The sequence below is a fragment of the Candidatus Streptomyces philanthi genome (assembly GCF_059553635.1).
In genome coordinates, this window is the sequence record NZ_JCANQV010000010.1 from 18,597 (window position 1) to 41,479 (window position 22,883).

Consider the following 22,883-nt stretch of genomic DNA (forward strand, 5'->3'; position numbering starts at 1 on the left):
GGTTACAGCACCTCCGGCGCGAGCGAGATGATCTTCATGAACTTCTTCTCGCGCAGCTCCCGGCCCACGGGGCCGAAGATGCGGGTGCCGCGGGGGTCGCCATCGTTCTTGAGGATGACGGCCGCGTTCTCGTCGAAGCGGATGTACGAGCCGTCCGGACGGCGGCGCTCCTTGACGGTGCGAACGATGACCGCCTTGACGACGTCACCCTTCTTCACGTTGCCACCGGGGATCGCGTCCTTCACGGTGGCGACGATGACGTCACCGATGCCCGCGTAGCGGCGACCCGAACCACCGAGAACACGGATGGTGAGAATTTCCTTCGCACCCGTGTTGTCGGCGACCCGAAGTCGCGACTCCTGCTGGATCACGTCTATCTCCTGATCGTCTGCCGGTTCCCGGCGCGGGGGCGAATGTCCGAGTGCGACCTGTGGTCACACTCTCGCAATCGGCCCCGCGCCGAGCCTGGCGGAACTGTCCTGCGGAAACCCCGCAGGAATTACTTGGCCTTCTCGAGGATCTCGACGACGCGCCAGCGCTTGGTGGCGGACAGCGGCCGGGTCTCCATCAGGAGGACGCGGTCGCCGACACCGGCAGCGTTCTGCTCGTCGTGCGCCTTGAGCTTGTTGGTACGGCGGATGACCTTGCCGTACAGCGCGTGCTTGACGCGGTCCTCGACGGCGACGACGACGGTCTTGTCCATCTTGTCGCTGACGACGAGACCCTCGCGGGTCTTGCGGAAACCGCGCTCGTTCGTCTCAGTCACATTCTTCTCGCTCATCAGGCGCTCTCCACCGTCTCGATGCCCAGCTCGCGCTCACGCATCAGGGTGTAGATCCGGGCGATGTCCTTGCGGACGGCCTTCAGCCGGCCGTGGTTCTCAAGCTGTCCGGTCGCCGCCTGGAAGCGGAGGTTGAACAGCTCCTCCTTGGCCTCACGAAGCTTGGCAACGAGGTCCTCGTTGTTCAGCTCGCGCAGCTCGGACGCCTTGGTAACGGCCGACATCACGATTCACCTGCCTCGCGCCGAACGATGCGGCACTTCATCGGAAGCTTGTGGGCGGCGCGGGTCAGCGCCTCCTTGGCAACCTTTTCGTTCGGGAAGGAAAGCTCGAACATCACCCGACCGGGCTTGACGTTCGCGACCCACCACTCCGGAGAACCCTTACCGGAACCCATGCGGGTCTCGGCCGGCTTCTTCGTCAGCGGACGGTCCGGGTAGATGTTGATCCACACCTTGCCGCCACGCTTGATGTGACGGGTCATGGCGATACGAGCGGACTCGATCTGCCGGTTCGTCACGTAGGCCGGGGTCACGGCCTGGATGCCGTACTCACCGAAGGCCAGCTCGGTGCCACCCTTGGCCATACCGTTGCGCTTCGGGTGGTGCTGCTTGCGGTGCTTGACCCTGCGAGGGATCAGCATGTCGGTCAGGCCTCCGTTCCGGGGGTCTCCGCCGGAGCAGCGGCAGCGGCCTCGGCCTTGGGGGCCTCGGCAGCGGCGTTCTGCTGCTGCGGCTTGCGGCCGCGGCCGCCGCGCTCGCCACCGCGGCGCGGGCGGTCGTTGCCACCGCGGGCCGGGCGGTTACCCGCACGGGCGGCGGCGTTCTCGGCGCGAACCTCGGCGATGTTCTTCACGTCGCCCTTGTAGATCCAGACCTTCACGCCGATGCGGCCGAAGGTGGTCTTGGCCTCGAAGAAGCCGTAGTCGACGTTCGCACGGAGCGTGTGCAGGGGCACACGGCCCTCGCGGTAGAACTCCGAGCGGGACATCTCGGCGCCGCCGAGACGGCCACCGCACTGGATCTTGATGCCCTTGGCGCCGGCCTTCATCGTCGACTGCATGCTCTTGCGCATGGCGCGACGGAAGGAAACGCGGGAGGACAGCTGCTCGGCGACGGCCTGGGCCACGAGCTGAGCATCGGTCTCGGGGTTCTTGACCTCGAGGATGTTCAGCTGGACCTGCTTGCCGGTCAGCTTCTCCAGCTCACCGCGGATGCGGTCGGCCTCGGCGCCGCGGCGGCCGATGACGATGCCCGGACGAGCGGTGTGGATGTCAACGCGGACGCGCTCACGGGTGCGCTCGATCTCCACCTTGGAGATACCGGCGCGCTCCATGCCCTTCGTCATCATGCGACGAATGGCGACGTCTTCCTTGACGTAGTCCTTGTACAGCTTGTCGGCGTACCAGCGGGACTTGAAGTCCGTCGTGACGCCGAGCCGGAACCCGTGCGGGTTTACCTTCTGGCCCATTACCGGGTTCCTTCCTTGCTGCTGACGACCACGGTGATGTGGCTGGTCCGCTTGCGGATCCGGTAGGCACGGCCCTGGGCACGCGGACGGAACCGCTTCAGGGTCGGGCCCTCGTCGACGTACGCCTCGCTGATGAACAGCGTGGAGGCGTCCGTGTGGTCGTAGTTGTGCGCGGCGTTGGCAATGGCGCTGTCCAGCACCTTGCCCACCGGCACGCTCGCGGCCTGCGGGGCGAAACGCAGGACCGCCTGAGCCTCCGTGGCATCCATGCCACGGATGAGGTCCACCACGCGGCGGGCCTTCATGGGCGTGACGCGGATGTACCGCGCCTGGGCCCTGGCTTCCATGGTTGTCCCTTCGGTGTCAGTCATAGGTCTTCGCACTCCGCCGATCAGCGACGACGCGACTTGCGGTCGTCCTTCTCGTGGCCGCGGAAGGTGCGGGTCGGCGCGAACTCGCCGAGCTTGTGGCCGACCATCGACTCGGTGACGAACACCGGGACGTGCTTGCGGCCGTCGTGCACCGCGATCGTGTGGCCGAGCATGGCCGGGACGATCATCGAGCGGCGGGACCAGGTCTTGATGACGTTCTTGGTGCCGGCTTCGTTCTGGACATCCACCTTCTTGGCGAGGTGGTCGTCGACGAAGGGCCCCTTCTTGAGACTGCGCGGCATCTAAACCCGCTCCTAGCGCTTCTTGTTCGTCTTGCGGCGGCGGACGATGTACTTGTTGCTGGCCTTCTTCGGCGAGCGAGTACGACCCTCCTTCTGACCCCACGGCGAGACCGGGTGGCGACCACCGGAGGTCTTGCCCTCACCACCACCGTGCGGGTGGTCGACGGGGTTCATCACGACACCGCGCACGGTCGGGCGGACGCCCTTCCAGCGCATACGGCCGGCCTTGCCCCAGTTGATGTTCGACTGCTCGGCGTTGCCGACCTCGCCGACGGTGGCGCGGCAGCGGACGTCGACCAGGCGGATCTCACCGGACGGCATGCGCAGGTGGGCCATGCGGCCCTCCTTCGCCAGCAGCTGCACGGAGGCACCGGCGGAGCGGGCGAACTTGGCGCCGCCGCCCGGCCGCAGCTCGATCGCGTGGATCGTCGTACCCACGGGGATGTGGCGCAGCGGCAGGTTGTTGCCCGGCTTGATGTCGGCACCGGGGCCGTTCTCGATCCGGGCGCCCTGGACCAGGCCGCGCGGAGCGATGATGTAGCGCTTCTCGCCGTCCGCGTAGTGCAGCAGAGCGATGCGCGCGGTGCGGTTCGGGTCGTACTCGATGTGCGCGACCTTGGCCGGCACGCCGTCCTTGTCGTGACGACGGAAGTCGATCACGCGGTAGGCGCGCTTGTGGCCACCGCCCTGGTGGCGAACGGTCACACGACCGGCGTTGTTACGGCCGCCCTTGCTGTGCAGGGGGCGGACCAGCGACTTCTCCGGCGTGGACCGCGTGATCTCGACAAAGTCGGCGACGCTGGAGCCACGACGGCCCGGGGTCGTCGGCTTGTACTTGCGGATACCCATTTCTCAGTCCTCGTCCGATTCCGGACGACTCGGACTCCGTTAGGAGACCGGGCCGCCGAAGATGTCGATACGGTCGCCCTCGGCGAGGGTCACGATGGCGCGCTTGGTGTTGGCGCGCTTGCCGAAACCGGTGCGGGTGCGCTTGCGCTTGCCCTGCCGGTTGATCGTGTTGACCCCGGTGACCTTGACCGAGAAGACCGCCTCGACGGCCTGCTTGATCTGGGTCTTGTTGGCACGCGGGTCGACGACGAACGTGTACTTGTTCTCGTCCAGCAGCGCGTAGCTCTTCTCGGAGACCACCGGCTTGACGAGGACGTCGCGCGGGTCCGTGAAGGTCTTGCTGGTGACGACAGCCGTGGTGTTCTCAGCCATCAGGCGTCGCTCCCTTCGGTCTCAGCGTTCCGACCGGACACGAAGGACTCGAAGGCGGCCTTGGTGAAGACCACGTCGTCGGAGACGAGCACGTCGTACGTGTTCAGCTGGCCCGGCTCCAGGATGTGGACCTGGGGCAGGTTGCGTGCGGACAGCCACGCGGCCTCGTCGCTGCGCTCGGCGACCAGGAGCACGTTCTTGCGCTCGCTGACCTTGCCGAGGAGAGCCTTGGCGGCCTTGGTGGAGACCGCGCCGTCGACCACGCCGGAGACGACGTGGATGCGGCTGTGGCGGGCCCGGTCGGAGAGGGCACCGCGCAGGGCGGCGGCCTTCATCTTCTTGGGGGTCCGCTGCGAGTAGTCGCGCGGGACGGGGCCGTGGACGACGCCACCGCCGGCGAACTGCGGCGCACGGGTCGAACCCTGGCGCGCGCGGCCGGTGCCCTTCTGGCGGTACGGCTTCTTGCCACCGCCGCGGACCTCGCCACGGGTCTTGGTCTTGTGCGTGCCCTGACGGGCAGCGGCCAGCTGCGCGACAACGACCTGGTGAATCAGCGGAACGCTGACCTTGGCGTCGAAGATCTCCTCGGGGAGCTCGACGGTACCGGCCTTGTCGCCTGCCGGCGAAAGGATGTCAATGGTGCTCATCGGTTACCTCAGGCCCCCTTGGCCGCGGTACGGACCAGGACGAGGCCGCCGTTCGGACCGGGGACTGCGCCCTTGATGAGCAGCAGACCCTTCTCCGCGTCAACGGCGTGGACGGTCAGGTTCTGGGTGGTGACCCGCTCATTGCCCATACGGCCGGCCATCCGCATGCCCTTGAACACGCGGCCCGGGGTGGCGCAGCCACCGATGGAACCGGGCTTGCGGTGCACGCGGTGGGCACCGTGGCTGGCCTTGCCGCCGCCGAAGCCGTGACGCTTCATGACACCGGCGAAGCCCTTGCCCTTGCTCTTGCCGGTCACGTCCACCTTGACGCCGGACTCGAAGGTCTCGGCGGTCAGCTCCTGGCCGAGGGTGTACTCGGACGCATCCGGGGTACGGACCTCGACGAGGTGGCGACGGGGGGTGACGTCGGCCTTGGCGAAGTGGCCCTTGAGGGGCTTGTTCACCTTGCGCGGGTCGATGTCGCCGAAGGCGATCTGGACGGAGTCGTAGCCGTCCTGGTCATTGGTGCGCACCTGGGTCACGACACAGGGGCCGGCCTTCACCACGGTCACGGGGACGACACGGTTGTTCTCGTCCCAGACCTGGGTCATGCCGAGCTTCTCGCCCAGGAGGCCCTTGATCTGCTTAGCCATCTCTTCCGCGCCTCTCAGAGCTTGATCTCGATGTCAACGCCGGCCGGAAGGTCCAGGCGCATCAGCGAGTCAACGGTCTTGGGCGTCGGGTCGAGGATGTCGATCAGGCGCTTGTGCGTGCGCATCTCGAAGTGCTCGCGCGAGTCCTTGTACTTGTGCGGCGACTTGATGACGCAGTACACGTTCTTCTCAGTGGGCAGCGGCACCGGGCCCGCGACCGACGCACCAGTGCGGGTCACCGTCTCGACGATCTTCTTCGCAGAGGTGTCGATGACCTCGTGGTCGTAGGCCTTGAGCCGGATGCGGATCTTCTGTCCCGCCATGGCTACTTCGTAGTCCTGTCTCTCGTAACGCTCTGGAACCAGGTGTGTTCCGCTCGGGGCGAGCAGTCGTTCCGCCTCCGACCCACGCGGTCGGGCGTGTCGCGCCCCTTCCGGCAGATTCCCGTCACAGGAACCCTTCGAGAAGGAGAACGTGGGGGCGAAACACCCACCGGGCGCCTGGCTGAGGCACCCCGCTGACGCTTCCCGGAAGATTCCCGTACTTCCGCCCCTCACAAGGGACGACGAATACCTGGGACTCGCTTCCGGTCCTCCCGGCGGGAGGCGCGCAGCATCGGCACTCAACCGAGCAACCTGGACAGTGTGCCATACGGGTCATGGCGACCGCCAATCGAGCCGAAGAGGCTACCGCGACACGCCGGTCCGCGTCTCCCCTACGACCACTCCGCCGCGCGCGACCCCGCACACAGCGGGAGTGCCCGCACGACCGAAGTCGTACGGGCACTCCCCCGAGCCGGAACTCGGATGCTCCTGCGAGCTACCGGGTCTCCCCGATCGTCATTACTTGACGATCTTGGTGACCTGGCCGGCGCCGACGGTCCGGCCACCCTCACGGATGGCGAACTTCAGGCCCTCCTCCATGGCGACCGGCTGGATCAGCTGGACCGACATCTCGGTGTTGTCGCCCGGCATGACCATCTCGGTGCCCTCGGGGAGGGTCACGACGCCGGTCACGTCCGTGGTACGGAAGTAGAACTGCGGGCGGTAGTTGTTGAAGAACGGGGTGTGGCGGCCACCCTCGTCCTTCGACAGGATGTACGCCTGCGCCTCGAACTCGGTGTGCGGGGTGACCGAACCCGGCTTGATGATGACCTGGCCGCGCTCGACGTCCTCGCGCTTGATGCCGCGGAGCAGCAGACCGACGTTCTCACCGGCCTGGCCCTCGTCGAGCAGCTTGCGGAACATCTCGATGCCGGTGACCGTGGTGGAGGTCTTCTCCGGCTTGATGCCGATGATGTCGACGGTCTCGTTGACCTTCAGGACACCGCGCTCGATGCGGCCGGTGACGACGGTGCCACGACCGGTGATCGTGAAGACGTCCTCGATCGGCATCAGGAACGGCTTGTCGACGTCGCGCTCGGGCTGCGGGATCGCCTCGTCGACGGCGGCCATCAGCTTGAGGACCGACTCGCCCCACTCCTTGTCGCCCTCAAGGGCCTTCAGAGCGGAGACCTTGACGACCGGAACGTCGTCGCCCGGGAACTCGTACTCGGAGAGGAGCTCACGGACCTCGAGCTCGACGAGCTCCAGGATCTCCTCGTCGTCCACCATGTCGGCCTTGTTCAGGGCGACAACGATGTACGGAACGCCGACCTGGCGGGCCAGGAGCACGTGCTCCTTGGTCTGCGGCATCGGGCCGTCGGTGGCGGCGACCACCAGGATGGCGCCGTCCATCTGCGCCGCACCGGTGATCATGTTCTTGATGTAGTCCGCGTGACCGGGGCAGTCGACGTGGGCGTAGTGACGGTTCTCCGTCTGGTACTCGACGTGCGCGATGGAGATGGTGATACCGCGCTGGCGCTCCTCGGGAGCCTTGTCGATCTGGTCGAAGGCCGAGGCCTCGTTCAGGTCGGGGTACGCGTCGTGCAGCACCTTGGTAATGGCGGCCGTGAGGGTCGTCTTACCGTGGTCAATGTGACCGATGGTGCCGATGTTGACGTGCGGCTTAGTCCGCTCGAACTTCGCCTTCGCCACTGGGGTCCTCCTGTGGAGTGGTTCTGTACGCCTTACTCATCGGCGCCAGGTGATCTTTGCTGGGGTGCCGACTGCAGGGGCATTCCTCACGGATCGCGGGGTTTGCCCCTGCAGACGGTGTCAAGCCTAAAGCGTGTTCCGACTCGGGTGAGACGGAGCTACTCGCCCTTGGCCTTGGCGATGATCTCCTCGGCGACGTTCTTCGGAACCTCGGCGTAGGAGTCGAACTGCATCGAGTAGCTCGCGCGACCCGACGTCTTGCTGCGGAGGTCTCCGACGTAGCCGAACATCTCCGAGAGCGGCACCAGACCCGTCACGAGCTTGGCGCCGGCGCGGTCCTCCATGGACTGGATCTGACCACGGCGGGAGTTGATGTCGCCGATCACATCGCCCATGTAGTCCTCGGGCGTGGTGACCTCGACCTTCATCATCGGCTCCAGCAGGGCCGGGCTGGCCTTGCGGGCGGCCTCCTTGAAGGCCATCGAGCCGGCGATCTTGAAGGCCATTTCCGACGAGTCGACCTCGTGGAAGGCACCGTCGAGCAGGATGACCTTCACACCGGTCAGCGGGTAGCCGGCGAGGACACCGAACTCCATGGCCTCCTGGCAGCCCGCGTCCACCGACGGGATGTACTCCCGGGGGATACGGCCACCGGTGACCTTGTTCTCGAACTCGTACCCGTCGCCCTCGAGCGGTTCGAGGGAGATCTGCACCTTCGCGAACTGACCGGAACCACCGGTCTGCTTCTTGTGCGTGTAGTCCATCTTCTCGACGGACTTGCGCAGCGTCTCGCGGTAGGCGACCTGCGGCTTACCGACGTTCGCCTCGACCTTGAACTCACGACGCATACGGTCGACCAGCACGTCGAGGTGCAGCTCGCCCATACCCGCGATGATGGTCTGGCCGGTCTCCTCGTCGGTGTGGACCTGGAAGGACGGGTCCTCCTCGGCGAGACGCTGGATGGCGACACCCAGCTTCTCCTGGTCGCCCTTCGACTTCGGCTCGATGGCCACCTGGATGACCGGGGCCGGGAAGTCCATGGACTCCAGGATCACCGGCTGCGCGGCGTCGGAGAGGGTCTCACCGGTGGTGGTCTGCTTCAGACCCATGACGGCGACGATGTCACCGGCACCCACCGACTCGATCTCCTCACGCTTGTTCGCGTGCATCCGGTAGATCTTGCCGATGCGCTCCTTCTTGCCCTTCACCGAGTTCTGCACCTGCGAGCCGGCCTCAAGGCGGCCCGAGTACACGCGGATGAAGGTGAGCTTGCCCAGGTGGGGGTCGCTCGCGATCTTGAAGGCGAGAGCGGCGAGGGGCTCCTCGTCGGAGACCTGCCGAGTGATCTTCTCCTCGGGGTCCTTGACGGACTGGCCCTCGACGGCGCCGATGTCCAGCGGCGACGGCAGGTAGCGCGCGACCGCGTCGAGCAGGGGCTGGACGCCCTTGTTCTTGAACGCGGTACCGCAGAACACCGGGGTCACCGTGGTGGTGCCCTTGCCGGTGGAGGCGATGGTGATCCGGCGGATGGCCTCGTGCAGCTGCTCCTCGGTGGGCTCCTCGCCCTCCAGGTACAGCTCCATCATGGCCTCGTCGTTCTCGGCCACGGCCTCGAGCAGCTTGCCGCGCCACTCGTCGGCGGCCTCGACGTGGGTCTCCGGGATGTCGACGATGTCGTACATCTCGCCCTTGGCCGCGTCGGCGGACCACACCAGGGCCTTCATGCGGACCAGGTCGACAACGCCCTTGAAGTCCGCCTCGGCACCGATCGGCAGCTGCATGACCAGCGGCACCGCACCCAGGCGGTCGCTGATCATGTCGACGCAGCGGTGGAACTCGGCACCCGTACGGTCCAGCTTGTTGACGAAGCAGATCCGCGGGACGCCGTAACGGTCCGCCTGCCGCCACACGGTCTCGGACTGGGGCTCGACACCGGCGACGCCGTCGAACACCGTCACCGCACCGTCGAGGACGCGCAGGCAGCGCTCCACCTCGACGGTGAAGTCGACGTGGCCCGGGGTGTCGATGATGTTGATGGTGTGGTCGACGTTGCCCAGCGGCCAGTGGCAGGTCGTCGCGGCAGACGTGATGGTGATGCCGCGCTCCTGCTCCTGCTCCATCCAGTCCATCGTGGCAGCGCCGTCGTGGACTTCACCGATCTTGTAGGAGACACCGGTGTAGAACAGGATCCGCTCGGTGGTGGTCGTCTTGCCCGCGTCGATGTGGGCCATGATCCCGATGTTGCGGACCTTGGCCAGGTCAAGCGAAGTGGTAGCCATATCGGCTCAGTCTTCTCTCGGTCTCGATGGGGGTTGCGACTACCAGCGGTAGTGCGCGAAGGCCTTGTTGGACTCGGCCATCTTGTGCGTGTCCTCGCGCTTCTTGACCGAAGCACCGAGGCCGTTCGAGGCGTCCAGCAGCTCGTTCATGAGGCGCTCGGTCATGGTCTTCTCGCGGCGGGCGCGGGAGTAGCCCACGAGCCAGCGGAGCGAGAGGGTGGCGGCGCGGCCGGGCTTGACCTCGACCGGGACCTGGTAGGTCGCGCCACCGACACGGCGGGACTTGACCTCAAGGGTCGGCTTGATGTTCTCCAGCGCGCGCTTGAGCGTGATGACCGGGTCGTTGCCGGTCTTCTCACGCAGACCCTCCATGGCGCCGTAGACGATGCGCTCAGCGGTGGAGCGCTTGCCGTTCAGCAGCACCTTGTTGATGAGGGAGGTCACCAGAGGGGAGCCGTAAACCGGGTCGACGTGGACCGGGCGCTTCGGGGCGGGGCCCTTACGAGGCATTCTTACTTCTCCTTCTTGGCGCCGTAGCGGCTGCGAGCCTGCTTGCGGTTCTTGACGCCCTGCGTGTCGAGGGAACCACGGATGATCTTGTAGCGAACACCCGGCAGGTCCTTCACACGGCCGCCACGCACGAGCACGATGGAGTGCTCCTGGAGGTTGTGGCCCTCACCCGGAATGTAGGCGGTGACCTCGATCCCGCTGGTCAGACGCACACGCGCGACCTTACGCAGGGCCGAGTTCGGCTTCTTCGGGGTGGTCGTGAAGACGCGCGTGCAGACGCCGCGGCGCTGGGGCGAACCCTCCAGTGCGGGCGTCTTGTTCTTCTCGATCTTGTCCTGCCGGCCCTTGCGGACCAGCTGCTGGATCGTAGGCACCGTTTCTCCGGTTTCTGTGTGCCAGTCTCGGTAAAGCTAACCTGGAACCAGCCCGACCCACGCGGTCGGGTGTGTCGAATCCTGCGGACTCCTCGCGGAAGCGAGAAGGGTGGCGGATTGCGGTGTCGAGACCCGGCTTCCCTGCGGACGTATGCACGCACGGCAGCCCAGGGACACCCCAGGCACAAGGTCAGAGCGTACCTACCGCATCGGCTGCGGTCAAAACAAATGCACACGCGAAGGACACGCCGGACCGCGCCGGCGTTGGCGCCACCGTAGTGCGATATACGGCCGTGCGGAAGACGGCCCCCGGGTCACGCCCCGGCGATCACCGCCACCATCATGATGAGAAGGACCACGGCCCAACCACCGATCCCCAGATAGCCCAGGATCAGGCCGGCCACCGCCTGCCCGTCGCCCCGCTCCCCGCTCTTGCGGATCTCGGCACGCGCCTTGTGGCCCAGGATCACGGCGGGAAGCGCCGTCAGCCCCCAGGTCACCGTCATCGCGATGCCGCAGACCAGCGAGCCGGTGGCGCAGCTGTTCGTCCGTACGGGCACAGGCATCGGAGGCGGCAGGAACGTCGCCGGCACCACCGGCCGCGGTGCGAACGGCTGCTCCACGGGCCCCTGCGGGAGGTCCGCGACGAGCATCTGCAACTCGGTGTGGGTCTGCGCCTGGTAGGCGCGCTGGACCCGCTGTTCGTACTCCCCCTGGCCGAGCCGCCCCTCGGCGAACCCCGCCTTCAGCACATCGACCGTACGCTCACGGTCGGCGTGCGATGCGCGCATCGCCGGGGCCTGCTGCCCCTGGTGTGCGGGCCGGCCGCCCTGCCACGGCTGGAATGCCACTTCGCAACCCTCCCCCCGCTCGACAGTTCTCCCCATCTTCTCATCACAGACGCGTGGGAGGGAGCCCGAGTTCCCTCCAACGGCCCAGGTCCGCGAAGACGCCGCAGGGCGGCCACCCCCGAGAGGGTGACCGCCCTGTGCGCGTGTGTCCGGAGGGGCTACTGGTTATACGGACCGTAGTCGTAGTCCTCCAGCGGGACCGCCTGGCCGGAGCCGGTGCCGAACGGCGAGTAGTCGATGTCGTCGTAACCGACGGCCGAGTACATCGCGGCCTTGGCCTCCTCGGTCGGCTCGACCCGGATGTTGCGGTAACGGGACAGGCCCGTACCGGCCGGGATGAGCTTACCGATGATGACGTTCTCCTTGAGGCCGATCAGGGAGTCCGACTTGGCGTTGATCGCCGCGTCGGTCAGGACCCGGGTCGTCTCCTGGAAGGACGCCGCCGACAGCCAGGACTCGGTGGCCAGCGAAGCCTTGGTGATACCCATCAGCTGCGGACGGCCGGAGGCCGGGTGGCCACCCTCCGCCACGACGCGACGGTTCTCGCCCTCGAACTTCGAGCGCTCCACCAGCTCGCCCGGCAGCAGCTCCGCGTCACCGGACTCGATGATCGTCACGCGGCGCAGCATCTGCCGGATGATGATCTCGATGTGCTTGTCGTGGATCGCCACGCCCTGGCTGTTGTAGACCTTCTGGACCTCGCCGACGAGGTGGACCTGGACGGCACGCTGGCCGAGGATCCGCAGCACGTCGTGCGGGTTGACGGCACCCAGGGTGAGCGGCTGGCCGACCTCGACGTGGTCGCCCTCGCCCACCAGCAGACGGGCACGCTTCGAGACGCCGTAGGCGGTCTCGTCGCTGCCGTCGTCCGGGGTGACGACGACCTTCTTGGTCTTCTCGGTCTCCTCGATCCGGACGCGGCCGGCCGCCTCCGAGATCGGGGCGACACCCTTGGGCGTACGGGCCTCGAAGAGCTCGACGACACGCGGCAGACCCAGGGTGATGTCGTCACCGGCCACACCACCGGTGTGGAAGGTACGCATGGTCAGCTGAGTACCGGGCTCACCGATGGACTGGGCGGCGATGATGCCGACCGCCTCACCGATGTCGACCAGCTTGCCGGTGGCCAGCGAGCGGCCGTAGCAGAAGGCACAGGTGCCGACGGCCGACTCACAGGTCAGGACCGAGCGGGTCTTGACCTCCTCGACACCCGCGTTGACCAGGGCGTCGATGAGCACGTCACCGAGGTCGACGTTGGCCGGGGCGACGACCTTGCCGTCGACGACGACGTCCTCGGCCAGCATCCGGGCGTAGACGCTGGACTCGACGTTGTCCGCCTTGCGCAGCACGCCGTCGGCGCCCTTCGAGGCGATCCGCAGCTTGAGGCCGCGCTCGGTGCCGCAGTCCTCCTCGCGGATGATGACGTCCTGGGAGACGTCGACGAGACGACGGGTGAGGTAACCCGAGTCGGCGGTACGCAGGGCGGTGTCCGCCAGACCCTTACGGGCACCGTGCGTGGAGATGAAGTACTCCAGCACGGACAGACCCTCGCGGAACGAGGCCTTGATCGGACGCGGGATGGTCTCGTTCTTCGCGTTCGACACCAGACCACGCATACCCGCGATCTGCCGCATCTGCATCATGTTTCCTCGGGCACCCGAGTCGACCATCATGAAGATGGGGTTGGTCTTGGGGAAGTTCTCGTTCATCGCCTCGGCGACCTCGTTGGTCGCCTTGGTCCAGATGTTGATCAGTTCCTGGGTGCGCTCGTCCTTGGTGATCAGACCGCGCTCGTACTGCTTCTGGACCTTCTCGTCCTGGGCCTCGTAGCCCGCGACGATGCCCTTCTTGGCCTCCGGCACGACGATGTCGGAGACGGCGACGGTGACGCCGGAGCGGGTCGCCCAGTAGAAGCCGGCCGCCTTCAGGTTGTCGAGCGTCGCCGCCACGATGACCTTCGGGTAGCGCTCCGCCAGGTCGTTGACGATCGCGGAGAGCTGCTTCTTGCCCACCGAGTAGTCGACGAACGGGTAGTCCTCGGGCAGCAGCTCGTTGAAGAGCGCGCGGCCCAGGGTCGTCCGCAGGCGGAAGCTGTCACCCTGCTGCCACTCCGGCTCGCCCTCCTCGGCGACCGGCGGGACGAAGCCCTTCGGCGGGACGGTGCCGATCGGGAAGCGGATGTCGACCTTCGCCTGGAGCGACAGCTCACGGGCGTCGAACGCCATGATCGCCTCGGCGACCGAGCCGAACGCGCGGCCCTCACCGATGACCTTGCGCTCCTCCTCGTCCGTGGTGAGGAAGAACAGGCCCAGCACCATGTCCTGGGTCGGCATGGTGACCGGACGGCCGTCGGCCGGCTTGAGGATGTTGTTCGAGGACAGCATCAGGATGCGGGCCTCGGCCTGGGCCTCCGCCGACAGCGGCAGGTGAACGGCCATCTGGTCACCGTCGAAGTCCGCGTTGAACGCGGTGCAGACGAGCGGGTGGATCTGGATGGCCTTGCCCTCGACCAGCTGCGGCTCGAACGCCTGGATACCGAGGCGGTGCAGGGTGGGCGCACGGTTGAGCAGCACCGGGTGCTCGGCGATGACCTCTTCGAGGACGTCGTAGACGACCGTGCGGCCGCGCTCGACCATGCGCTTGGCCGACTTGATGTTCTGCGCGTGGTTCAGGTCGACCAGGCGCTTCATCACGAACGGCTTGAACAGCTCCAGCGCCATCGCCTTGGGCAGACCGCACTGGTGCAGCTTGAGCTGCGGGCCGACGACGATGACGGAACGCGCCGAGTAGTCGACACGCTTACCGAGCAGGTTCTGGCGGAAGCGGCCCTGCTTGCCCTTGAGCATGTCGCTGAGGGACTTCAGCGGGCGGTTGCCGGGGCCCGTGACCGGGCGGCCGCGGCGGCCGTTGTCGAACAGCGCGTCGACGGCCTCCTGGAGCATGCGCTTCTCGTTGTTCACGATGATCTCGGGCGCGCCGAGGTCGAGAAGCCGCTTCAGGCGGTTGTTGCGGTTGATGACACGGCGGTACAGGTCGTTGAGGTCGGAGGTCGCGAAGCGGCCACCGTCCAGCTGCACCATCGGACGCAGGTCCGGCGGGATGACCGGGATGCAGTCCAGGACCATGCCCTTGGGGCTGTTGCGGGTCTGGAGGAACGCGGAGACGACCTTCAGGCGCTTGAGGGCGCGGGTCTTCTTCTGGCCCTTGCCGGTCCGGATGATCTCGCGGAGGCGCTCGGCCTCCTCCTCCAGGTCGAAGGTCTCCAGGCGCTTCTGCAGCGAGGCGGCGCCCATGGAGCCGTCGAAGTACGTGCCGAAGCGGTCACGCAGCTCGCGGTAGAGCAGCTCGTCGCCCTCCAGGTCCTGGACCTTGAGGTTCTTGAAGCGGTTCCAGACCTCGTCGAGGCGGTCGATCTCGCGCTGCGCGCGGTCGCGCAGCTGCTTCATCTCGCGCTCGGCGCCCTCGCGCACCTTGCGGCGCACATCGGCCTTGGCGCCCTCGGCCTCCAGCTCGGCCAGGTCGGTCTCAAGCTTCTTGGCGCGGGCCTCCAGGTCGGAGTCGCGGCGCTGCTCGATCTGCTGGCGCTCGACGGAGACGTGCGCCTCCAGCGAGGGCAGGTCGCGCGTGCGGCGCTCCTCGTCCACCCAGGTGATCATGTAGGCGGCGAAGTAGATGACCTTCTCCAGGTCCTTCGGCGCCAGGTCCAGCAGGTAGCCCAGCCGGCTCGGGACGCCCTTGAAGTACCAGATGTGGGTCACGGGGGCGGCCAGCTCGATGTGGCCCATCCGCTCGCGGCGGACCTTGGCGCGAGTGACCTCGACGCCGCAGCGCTCGCAGATGATGCCCTTGAAGCGGACGCGCTTGTACTTACCGCAGTAGCACTCCCAGTCCCGGGTCGGACCGAAGATCTTCTCGCAGAAGAGTCCGTCCTTCTCGGGCTTGAGGGTGCGGTAGTTGATGGTCTCCGGCTTCTTGACCTCGCCGTGCGACCACTGACGGATGTCGTCAGCGGTGGCCAGGCCAATCCGCAGCTCGTCGAAGAAGTTGACGTCGAGCACTGTCGTCAATCCCACCTTCGGGGTTCCCCCGGCACTTGCTGCTGCCGGGGTCGTGTCTCAATCATGGTCTGACTGGGGGTCCGGGGACGGTGGGGGCTCCTCGCGGGAGCCCCCACCAGACCCGTCAGACCTCTTCGACGCTGCTCGGCTCGCGCCGGGACAGGTCGATACCGAGTTCTTCCGCAGCCCGGAAGACGTCCTCGTCGGTGTCCCGCATCTCGATGGACATACCGTCCGAGGACAGCACCTCCACGTTGAGGCACAGGGACTGCATCTCCTTGATGAGGACCTTGAAGGACTCGGGGATGCCGGGCTCGGGGATGTTCTCGCCCTTGACGATGGCCTCGTAGACCTTCACGCGGCCGGTGACGTCGTCGGACTTGATCGTCAGCAGCTCCTGGAGGGCGTAGGCGGCGCCGTACGCCTCCAGCGCCCACACCTCCATCTCACCGAAGCGCTGGCCACCGAACTGGGCCTTACCACCCAGCGGCTGCTGGGTGATCATGGAGTACGGGCCGGTCGAGCGGGCGTGGAGCTTGTCGTCGACCAGGTGGTGCAGCTTGAGGATGTACATGTACCCGACGGAGATCGGGTCCGGGAACGGCTCACCGGAGCGGCCGTCGAACAGCCGCGCCTTGCCGGACGGGAGGACCATGCGGTCGCCGTCGCGGTTGGGGCGGGTGTTCTCCAGCAGACCGGCCAGCTCGTCCTCGCGGGCGCCGTCGAAGACCGGGGTCGCGACGTTGGTGCGCGTCTCGACCTGGTCCGCGCCGATCGCCTGGAGGCGCTGGGCCCACTCGTCGCCGAGGTTGGAGACGTCCCAGCCCTGGCTGGCGAGCCAGCCGAGGTGGATCTCCAGGACCTGTCCCGGGTTCATTCGGGACGGGACACCCAGCGGGTTGAGGATGATGTCGACCGGGGTGCCGTCCTCCATGAACGGCATGTCCTCGACCGGCAGGATCTTGGAGATGACGCCCTTGTTGCCGTGGCGGCCGGCGAGCTTGTCACCGTCGGTGATCTTGCGCTTCTGCGCGACGTAGACGCGGACGAGCTGGTTGACGCCCGGGGGCAGCTCGTCGCCCTCCTCGCGGTCGAAGACGCGGACGCCGATGACCTTGCCGATCTCGCCGTGCGGGACCTTCAGCGAGGTGTCGCGGACCTCGCGCGCCTTCTCACCGAAGATCGCGCGGAGCAGGCGCTCCTCGGGGGTCAGCTCGGTCTCACCCTTCGGGGTGACCTTGCCGACGAGGATGTCGCCGGCGATGACCTCGGCGCCGATGCGGATGATGCCGCGCTCGTCGAGGTCGGAGAGGACCTCCTCGGAGACGTTCGGGATGTCCCGGGTGATCTCCTCGGGGCCGAGCTTGGTGTCACGGGCGTCGACCTCGTGCTCCTCGATGTGGATCGAGGAGAGGACGTCGTCCTGGACGAGGCGCTGCGACAGGATGATCGCGTCCTCGTAGTTGTGGCCCTCCCACGGCATGAACGCCACGAGCAGGTTCTTGCCCAGCGCCATCTCGCCCTCGTCGGTGGAGGGACCGTCGGCGAGGACCTGGCCCACGACGACCCGCGCACCCTCGTCCACGACGACCTTCTGGTTGAAGGAGGTGCCCTGGTTCGAGCGGGTGAACTTGGCGACGCGGTAGGTCGTGTACGTGCCGTCGTCGTTGGCGACGGTGATGTAGTCCGCGGAGACCTCCTGGACCACACCGTCCTTCTCGGCCTTGATGACGTCACCGGCGTCGACCGCGCAGCGGTACTCCATGCCGGTACCGACCAGCGGGGACTCCGCCTGGATCAGCGGCACCGCCTGGCGCATCATGTTGGAGCCCATGAGCGCGCGGTTGGCGTCGTCGTGCTCCAGGAACGGGATCATGGCGGTCGCGGCGGACACCATCTGGCGCGGCGAGACGTCCATGTAGTCGACGTCCTCGGCGGGGACGAGGTCGACCTCGCCGCCGCGGCGGCGGACCAGGACACGCTGCTCGGCGAAGCGCATGTCGTCGGTCAGCTTGGCGTTGGCCTGGGCGATGAGGTAGCGGTCCTCCTCATCGGCGGTGAGGTAGTCCACCTCCTCGGTGATCCGGCCGTCGACGACCTTGCGGTACGGGGTCTCGATGAAGCCGAAGACGTTGACCCGGCCGTACGAGGCCAGCGAACCGATCAGACCGATGTTCGGGCCTTCGGGGGTCTCGATCGGGCACATGCGGCCGTAGTGCGAGGGGTGCACGTCACGGACGTCGAGGCCGGCCCGCTCACGGGAGAGACCACCGGGGCCCAGCGCCGACAGACGGCGCTTGTGGGTCAGGCCCGACAGCGGGTTGGTCTGGTCCATGAACTGGGACAGCTGGCTGGTGCCGAAGAACTCCTTGATGGAGGCGACGACCGGCCGGATGTTGATCAGGGTCTGCGGCGTGATCGCCTCGACGTCCTGGGTGGTCATGCGCTCGCGCACGACGCGCTCCATACGGGCGAGACCCGTACGGACCTGGTTCTGGATCAGCTCGCCGACGTTGCGCAGACGGCGGTTGCCGAAGTGGTCGATGTCGTCGGTCTCGACGACGATCGAGTTGCCGTTCTCGCCGATCGTCTCGGTCTCGCCGGCGTGCAGCTTCACCAGGTACTTGATCGTGGCGATGACGTCGTCGGTGGTCAGCACACCGGCGTCCAGCGGCTCGTCGCCGCCGAGCTTCTTGTTGACCTTGTAGCGGCCGACCTTGGCGAGGTCGTAGCGCTTCGGGTTGAAGTAGAGGTTCTCCAGCAGCGTCTGCGCGGCCTCGCGCGTCGGCGGCTCGCCCGGACGCAGCTTGCGGTAGATGTCGAGCAGCGCGTCGTCCTGGCCCTGGGTGTGGTCCTTCTCCAGGGTGGCGCGCATCGACTCGTAGTCGCCGAACTCCTCAAGGATCTGCTCGGTGGTCCAGCCGAGCGCCTTGAGCAGGACGGTGACGGACTGCTTGCGCTTGCGGTCGATGCGGACACCGACCATGTCGCGCTTGTCGATCTCCATCTCCAGCCAGGCACCCCGGGACGGGATGATCTTGGCGGAGAAGATGTCCTTGTCGGACGTCTTGTCGATGGAGCTGTCGAAGTAGACACCCGGCGAGCGGACGAGCTGCGACACCACGACACGCTCGGTGCCGTTGATGACGAAGGTGCCCTTGTTCGTCATGAGCGGGAAGTCGCCCATGAAGACCGTCTGGGACTTGATCTCGCCGGTCTCGTTGTTGGTGAACTCGGCGGTGACGAACAGCGGAGCCGCGTAGGTGAAGTCGCGCTCCTTGCACTCGTCGATGGAGTTCTTCGGGGGCTCGAAGCGGTGGTCGCGGAACGTCAGCGACATCGACCCGGAGAAGTCCTCGATCGGGGAGATCTCCTCAAAGATCTCTTCCAGACCGGACTTGGTGGGGACTTCCTGCCCACTCTCCAGCGCAGCCTCGACGCGACCCTTCCATGCGGCGTTGCCGAGCAGCCAGTCGAAGCTTTCGGTCTGCAGCGCAAGGAGGTTCGGAACCCCGAGGGGCTCCTTGATCTTCGCAAAAGAGATGCGCAGCGGGGCGGTGCTGTCGCCGTTGTTCGTATTGGCAGTCGAGGCGTTGCGCGAGGCGGCCAAGAGGGGGTCCTTCCGAGGGCTCGGACTCACTACGCGCGTACCGGTCCCGAATCGAACATAACGAGGGAAAGGCCCAGGTCAGGGCGGTTCGGTCGACTATGCTCGGGCTCGGATATGCCCCTGGTGACGGGCAGGGAGCAGCTAACAGGCAGCGCAAAGGGTCAGTGTAGCCACTTGGCACACTGATGTCCAGAGCGAGTTTCCGGAGACCGGTTCAGCGCCGTGATACCGATCTTCTCCCTCCGGGAGGCGGCACCCTCCGAGCCGGAGATGCCCCTCGTCGTTCTTCGCTTCGCCCAATGCCCTGCGCCTGCCGAAAGCCCCGCGCCAGTGGCGCACACCGATGCTTCCCTCTTCGCCCGCGATCCATGCCTGCCGGCCTGGACCGCTTCCGCGTCGCGTCCCGAGAATTGCGCGCCGCGTCCGGTTCGTCAAGGCCCCGCACCCCCGTGCCGTCGTCCCATGGGGTGCACCCGGGACAACGAAGATCACCATACTCGCACGCCACACGGGGCGTCGCATCCACGGCCCGCACGCCGAAGGGCGACCACCCGCATGGGTGATCGCCCTTGGCTGTGTCCCGCGGCGCGTGGCGCGCTCAGGGGGTGAGTCGGAGACTCAGAGAGGTCACTTGACCTCGACGGAGGCGCCGGCGCCCTTGAGGGCCTCGGCGGCCTTCTCCGCGGCGTCCTTGGCGACCTTCTCCAGGACCGGCTTCGGGGTGCCGTCGACCAGGTCCTTGGCCTCCTTCAGGCCCAGGGAGGTCAGCTCACGCACGACCTTGATGACCTGGATCTTCTTGTCGCCCGCACCGGTGAGGATGACGTCGAACTCGTCCTTCTCCTCCTCGGCGGCGGCGGCCGGGGCGCCCGGGGCACCGGCGGCGGCGACGGCGACGGGGGCCGCGGCCTCGACGTCGAACTTGTCCTCGAACGCCTTCACGAACTCGGAGAGCTCGATGAGGGTCATCTCCTCGAACTGCGCGAGCAGGTCTTCCAGGCTGAGCTTCGCCATGGTGGCGGTCCTTCCACTAATTCGGCTGGTGCCGGATGTACATGTCTGGCGGGCGTACGGGCCCGCTGGACTGCTGAGAGCCCCGCCCCGCGAGGGGCGTACGGGTGCTTACTCGGCAGCCTCGGCGGGAGCCGGCGTACCGGCACCGCCCTGCTCGGCCTTGCTGCGAAGCGCCTCCGCGGTGCGGACGAACTTCGTGAGGGGGGCCTGGAAGGTCGCCGCGGCCTTGGCCATGGACGCCTTCATGCCACCCGCCAGCTTGGCGAGCAGAACCTCGCGGGACTCGAGGTCCGCAAGCTTCTTGATCTCGTCGGCGGTCAGCGCCTTGCCGTCAAGGACACCGCCCTTGATGACGAGATTCGGGTTCTCCTTGGCGAAGTCACGAAGACCCTTCGCCGCCGTGACCGGGTCACCGGTCACGAAGGCGACAGCGGTCGAGCCCTTGAGGTGCTCGTCCAGCTTGATCCCGGCCTCATTGGCCGCGATCTTGGTCAGCGTGTTCTTCACCACACGGTACTGAGCGTTGTCACCGAGCGAACGGCGCAGCTCCTTGAGCTGCGCAACGGAAAGTCCGGTGTACGCGGTCACAACAGCGGCGTTGGAGTTGCGGAACTTGTCCGTGATCTCCTCGACGGCTGTGACCTTGTCGGGCCTCGCCATGAGCCTCGGCCTCCTTCCGGGTGATGAGGACCGCGCAGAAGGGGCTGGGCAAAACAAACGCCCCGGCGCAGGCGCACGGGGCAGCACTCGACCGGACGGGCATCCGGGAGTTCGTTTCCATACACACCTGCGCAGGCCGTCCGCAGCTAGCGGATCCTTCGGCCACCACACGTCCGGACGAGGACGCGCAGAGACAACCAGCGGTCTTTGGCTTCCTCGGTACGGTACGCGAACGGCCCGCGCACAGGCAAATCGGCCGCACGGGGCGCGCGGGGCGCCCCGTGCGCGGCCGTCAGCGCTGGAGCTGCGCGAAGTCCGCGGTCTCACTCGCCGGCGGCTCCTCGGCCTCGACCTTGGTGCCGTAGTCCGAGTAGAAGACGGTGGAGTCGACCTTGCCGTTGGTGCTCTCCATCCGCTCGCGCTTCTTGGCGAGCAGGTTGTCCGAGCCGATCCACAGGTCGATGGTCTCGTTCTTGATGCCGGAGGACTCCATCTGCTGCTGGAGCGCCTTCATGTCGGCCTCGGTGAGATTCTTGGCCTGCATGCGGGTCAGCTCGGAGACCGACAGCGTGCCCGTGAAGTGCGTGGCCTGGACGCCGCGGACGTCCTCCTTGCCGACCTCCTTGACCTTCCCGGAGGCGATCAGCAGGTCGACGACCCGCTGGGGGTTGTTGTTCTGCATCTGGTCCTTGAGCACCGCCCCGGCCGGGCCCATCTTCTGCGCCATGGTGTCGAGGTCGTACTTCATCCACTTCTTGCCGCCGATCGGCATCCCGGCGTCGGCCATGTTCATGAACATGGCCTTCGGCGTGTAGATGGTCTTGACCGTCTTCCCGGCGCTGCCCTGGGTGATGTCGACGTTCATCCGTATGCCCTGGGACCAGTCCATGGCACCCTTCAGGCTCTGCTTCCTCGCACCGTTCTCCATGGTGCCGTCGATCTTCGCGGACTTCTTCTCGCCGGTCTGCTGCGAGGCGGTCTTCAGCGAGGCCAGCGCCAGCTCCAGCGGGGACTTCTTCTCCCCCGCCGCGTCACTGCCGCCGTCCTTGCCGCCGCAGGCGGTGAGCGAGGCCATCAGAACGACACCCGCCGCGAGAGCGGTGATACGCGTACTACGCACCTGAGGTTCCCCCTTTAGATCACTTTTACGGACCTCGGGGCGAACTGTAATGCAGCCCACTGACACAGGGCACGGCAGGCCCCGCCCTCCGGAGAGAGCGGGGCCTGCCGTGTGTGTCATGACCCGCGGTGCGGGCCGGCCGGTCCGGTCAGCGGATCAGACGGCCTCGTCCTCGACAAGGAGGTTGCGGGTGCGGTTGGCGTCCAGGGGGATGCCGGGGCCGATCGTGGTGCTGATCGTGGCCTTCTTGATGTAGCGGCCCTTGGCGGCGGACGGCTTGAGGCGGTTGATCTCCTCCAGCGCCGCGGCGTAGTTCTCCACCAGCTTGGCGTCGTCGAAGGACACCTTGCCGATGATGAAGTGGAGGTTCGCGTGCTTGTCCACGCGGAACTCGATCTTGCCGCCCTTGATGTCCGTGACGGCCTTGGCCACGTCCGGGGTGACGGTGCCGGTCTTCGGGTTCGGCATCAGACCACGGGGACCGAGCACGCGGCCCAGGCGGCCGACCTTGCCCATCAGGTCCGGGGTGGCGACGACGGCGTCGAAGTCCAGGCGGCCCTTGGAGACCTCGTCGATCAGTTCGTCCGAGCCGACGATGTCGGCGCCGGCGGCCTCCGCGGCCGCAGCACGGTCACCGGTCGCGAAGACCAGGACCCGGGCGGTCTTACCGGTGCCGTGCGGGAGGTTCACGGTGCCACGGACCATCTGGTCGGCCTTGCGCGGGTCGACACCCAGGCGCATGGCCACCTCGACGGTCGCGTCGAACTTGGCGGAGGAGGTCTCCTTGGCGAGACGGACGGCCTCCAGGGGCGCGTACAGACGCTCCCGGTCGACCTTCGCGTCCGCGTTGCGAAGGGTCTTGCTGCGCTTCACTGCTGCTCCTGAACAGTTACGTCCCGGCGGCTGCCGCCGCGCGGAAAGGTGGA

23 protein-coding genes are annotated in these 22,883 nt (G+C 66.9%); all 23 read right to left on the reverse strand.

Going from position 1 to position 22,883, the window contains the following annotated elements; genetic code table 11:
- Positions 1-2: 2 nt before the first annotated feature.
- On the reverse strand, positions 3-371 hold the full coding sequence (gene rplN / locus AC51EU_RS02935; RefSeq protein WP_003974257.1) for a 50S ribosomal protein L14: 369 nt from the start codon (positions 369-371) through the stop codon (positions 3-5).
- 128 nt (positions 372-499) lie between these two features.
- Positions 500-781 carry a 30S ribosomal protein S17 gene (gene rpsQ, locus AC51EU_RS02940; RefSeq protein ID WP_019888756.1) on the reverse strand — a complete coding sequence of 94 codons (282 nt, stop codon included), beginning with the start codon at positions 779-781 and terminating at the stop codon, positions 500-502.
- Complete coding sequence (rpmC, locus tag AC51EU_RS02945) at positions 781-1,005, reverse strand: 50S ribosomal protein L29 (protein WP_046927445.1); 225 nt, start codon at positions 1,003-1,005, stop codon at positions 781-783. The genes rpsQ and rpmC overlap by 1 nt, the downstream gene beginning before the upstream one ends.
- Positions 1,005-1,424, reverse strand: a complete 420-nt coding sequence (gene rplP, locus AC51EU_RS02950; protein WP_004571829.1) for a 50S ribosomal protein L16 — start codon at positions 1,422-1,424, stop codon at positions 1,005-1,007. The genes rpmC and rplP overlap by 1 nt, the downstream gene beginning before the upstream one ends.
- A gap of 5 nt (positions 1,425-1,429) precedes the next feature.
- Complete coding sequence (gene rpsC / locus AC51EU_RS02955; protein ID WP_496265031.1) at positions 1,430-2,251, reverse strand: 30S ribosomal protein S3; 822 nt, start codon at positions 2,249-2,251, stop codon at positions 1,430-1,432.
- Entirely contained in the window at positions 2,251-2,598 is a 348-nt protein-coding gene (rplV, locus tag AC51EU_RS02960) for a 50S ribosomal protein L22 (RefSeq protein WP_043264895.1), read from the reverse strand. The genes rpsC and rplV overlap by 1 nt, the downstream gene beginning before the upstream one ends.
- Before the next feature lie 44 nt (positions 2,599-2,642).
- Positions 2,643-2,924 carry a 30S ribosomal protein S19 gene (gene rpsS, locus AC51EU_RS02965; RefSeq protein WP_004571826.1) on the reverse strand — a complete coding sequence of 94 codons (282 nt, stop codon included), beginning with the start codon at positions 2,922-2,924 and terminating at the stop codon, positions 2,643-2,645.
- A 12-nt stretch (positions 2,925-2,936) separates the two neighbouring features.
- A complete protein-coding gene (gene rplB, locus AC51EU_RS02970) occupies positions 2,937-3,773 on the reverse strand; it encodes a 50S ribosomal protein L2 (RefSeq protein WP_042155863.1) in 837 nt (278 codons plus the stop codon).
- Between the two features lie 39 nt (positions 3,774-3,812).
- Entirely contained in the window at positions 3,813-4,145 is a 333-nt protein-coding gene (rplW, locus tag AC51EU_RS02975) for a 50S ribosomal protein L23 (protein ID WP_496265033.1), read from the reverse strand.
- Positions 4,145-4,792, reverse strand: coding sequence for a 50S ribosomal protein L4 (rplD, locus tag AC51EU_RS02980; RefSeq protein ID WP_496265034.1), 648 nt, complete (start codon positions 4,790-4,792; stop codon positions 4,145-4,147). The genes rplW and rplD overlap by 1 nt, the downstream gene beginning before the upstream one ends.
- Before the next feature lie 8 nt (positions 4,793-4,800).
- On the reverse strand, positions 4,801-5,445 hold the full coding sequence (rplC, locus tag AC51EU_RS02985) for a 50S ribosomal protein L3 (protein WP_496265035.1): 645 nt from the start codon (positions 5,443-5,445) through the stop codon (positions 4,801-4,803).
- 14 nt (positions 5,446-5,459) lie between these two features.
- Positions 5,460-5,768, reverse strand: coding sequence for a 30S ribosomal protein S10 (gene rpsJ / locus AC51EU_RS02990; RefSeq protein WP_004571821.1), 309 nt, complete (start codon positions 5,766-5,768; stop codon positions 5,460-5,462).
- A 519-nt stretch (positions 5,769-6,287) separates the two neighbouring features.
- The gene (tuf, locus tag AC51EU_RS02995; RefSeq protein WP_496265036.1) at positions 6,288-7,481 is read right to left on the reverse strand and encodes an elongation factor Tu; all 1,194 of its coding nucleotides are present in this window, start codon (positions 7,479-7,481) and stop codon (positions 6,288-6,290) included.
- A gap of 158 nt (positions 7,482-7,639) precedes the next feature.
- On the reverse strand, positions 7,640-9,760 hold the full coding sequence (fusA, locus tag AC51EU_RS03000) for an elongation factor G (RefSeq protein WP_496265037.1): 2,121 nt from the start codon (positions 9,758-9,760) through the stop codon (positions 7,640-7,642).
- Positions 9,761-9,799: 39 nt separating this feature from the next.
- Positions 9,800-10,270 carry a 30S ribosomal protein S7 gene (gene rpsG / locus AC51EU_RS03005; protein WP_496265038.1) on the reverse strand — a complete coding sequence of 157 codons (471 nt, stop codon included), beginning with the start codon at positions 10,268-10,270 and terminating at the stop codon, positions 9,800-9,802.
- Between the two features lie 2 nt (positions 10,271-10,272).
- Positions 10,273-10,644, reverse strand: coding sequence for a 30S ribosomal protein S12 (rpsL, locus tag AC51EU_RS03010; RefSeq protein WP_232269874.1), 372 nt, complete (start codon positions 10,642-10,644; stop codon positions 10,273-10,275).
- 314 nt (positions 10,645-10,958) lie between these two features.
- Positions 10,959-11,435 (reverse strand): DUF1707 and DUF4190 domain-containing protein, encoded by a 477-nt coding sequence (locus AC51EU_RS03015; RefSeq protein ID WP_496265051.1) that lies wholly within the window; start codon positions 11,433-11,435, stop codon positions 10,959-10,961.
- 218 nt (positions 11,436-11,653) lie between these two features.
- Entirely contained in the window at positions 11,654-15,553 is a 3,900-nt protein-coding gene (locus tag AC51EU_RS03020; RefSeq protein ID WP_496265052.1) for a DNA-directed RNA polymerase subunit beta', read from the reverse strand.
- Between the two features lie 124 nt (positions 15,554-15,677).
- Entirely contained in the window at positions 15,678-19,163 is a 3,486-nt protein-coding gene (gene rpoB, locus AC51EU_RS03025) for a DNA-directed RNA polymerase subunit beta (RefSeq protein WP_496265039.1), read from the reverse strand.
- Positions 19,164-19,790: 627 nt separating this feature from the next.
- On the reverse strand, positions 19,791-20,177 hold the full coding sequence (gene rplL / locus AC51EU_RS03030; RefSeq protein ID WP_496265040.1) for a 50S ribosomal protein L7/L12: 387 nt from the start codon (positions 20,175-20,177) through the stop codon (positions 19,791-19,793).
- 108 nt (positions 20,178-20,285) lie between these two features.
- On the reverse strand, positions 20,286-20,837 hold the full coding sequence (gene rplJ, locus AC51EU_RS03035; RefSeq protein WP_496265041.1) for a 50S ribosomal protein L10: 552 nt from the start codon (positions 20,835-20,837) through the stop codon (positions 20,286-20,288).
- A gap of 292 nt (positions 20,838-21,129) precedes the next feature.
- Positions 21,130-21,957, reverse strand: a complete 828-nt coding sequence (locus AC51EU_RS03040) for an SCO4651 family lipoprotein (RefSeq protein WP_496265042.1) — start codon at positions 21,955-21,957, stop codon at positions 21,130-21,132.
- A 156-nt stretch (positions 21,958-22,113) separates the two neighbouring features.
- On the reverse strand, positions 22,114-22,830 hold the full coding sequence (rplA, locus tag AC51EU_RS03045) for a 50S ribosomal protein L1 (protein WP_496265043.1): 717 nt from the start codon (positions 22,828-22,830) through the stop codon (positions 22,114-22,116).
- Positions 22,831-22,883: the final 53 nt, after the last annotated feature.

What these genes read in the sequence shown, in the direction of transcription:
- rpsQ (WP_019888756.1), bottom strand. Translation starts at nt 781, where the DNA reads ATGAGCGAGAAGAATGTGACTGAGACGAACGAGCGCGGTTTCCGCAAG.
- rpmC (WP_046927445.1), bottom strand. Translation starts at nt 1,005, where the DNA reads ATGTCGGCCGTTACCAAGGCGTCCGAGCTGCGCGAGCTGAACAACGAG.
- rplP (WP_004571829.1), bottom strand. Translation starts at nt 1,424, where the DNA reads ATGCTGATCCCTCGCAGGGTCAAGCACCGCAAGCAGCACCACCCGAAG.
- rpsC (WP_496265031.1), bottom strand. Translation starts at nt 2,251, where the DNA reads ATGGGCCAGAAGGTAAACCCGCACGGGTTCCGGCTCGGCGTCACGACG.
- rplV (WP_043264895.1), bottom strand. Translation starts at nt 2,598, where the DNA reads ATGGAAGCCAGGGCCCAGGCGCGGTACATCCGCGTCACGCCCATGAAG.
- rpsS (WP_004571826.1), bottom strand. Translation starts at nt 2,924, where the DNA reads ATGCCGCGCAGTCTCAAGAAGGGGCCCTTCGTCGACGACCACCTCGCC.
- rplB (WP_042155863.1), bottom strand. Translation starts at nt 3,773, where the DNA reads ATGGGTATCCGCAAGTACAAGCCGACGACCCCGGGCCGTCGTGGCTCC.
- rplW (WP_496265033.1), bottom strand. Translation starts at nt 4,145, where the DNA reads ATGGCTGAGAACACCACGGCTGTCGTCACCAGCAAGACCTTCACGGAC.
- rplD (WP_496265034.1), bottom strand. Translation starts at nt 4,792, where the DNA reads ATGAGCACCATTGACATCCTTTCGCCGGCAGGCGACAAGGCCGGTACC.
- rplC (WP_496265035.1), bottom strand. Translation starts at nt 5,445, where the DNA reads ATGGCTAAGCAGATCAAGGGCCTCCTGGGCGAGAAGCTCGGCATGACC.
- rpsJ (WP_004571821.1), bottom strand. Translation starts at nt 5,768, where the DNA reads ATGGCGGGACAGAAGATCCGCATCCGGCTCAAGGCCTACGACCACGAG.
- fusA (WP_496265037.1), bottom strand. Translation starts at nt 9,760, where the DNA reads ATGGCTACCACTTCGCTTGACCTGGCCAAGGTCCGCAACATCGGGATC.
- rpsG (WP_496265038.1), bottom strand. Translation starts at nt 10,270, where the DNA reads ATGCCTCGTAAGGGCCCCGCCCCGAAGCGCCCGGTCCACGTCGACCCG.
- AC51EU_RS03015 (WP_496265051.1), bottom strand. Translation starts at nt 11,435, where the DNA reads ATGCGCGCATCGCACGCCGACCGTGAGCGTACGGTCGATGTGCTGAAG.
- rplL (WP_496265040.1), bottom strand. Translation starts at nt 20,177, where the DNA reads ATGGCGAAGCTCAGCCTGGAAGACCTGCTCGCGCAGTTCGAGGAGATG.
- rplJ (WP_496265041.1), bottom strand. Translation starts at nt 20,837, where the DNA reads ATGGCGAGGCCCGACAAGGTCACAGCCGTCGAGGAGATCACGGACAAG.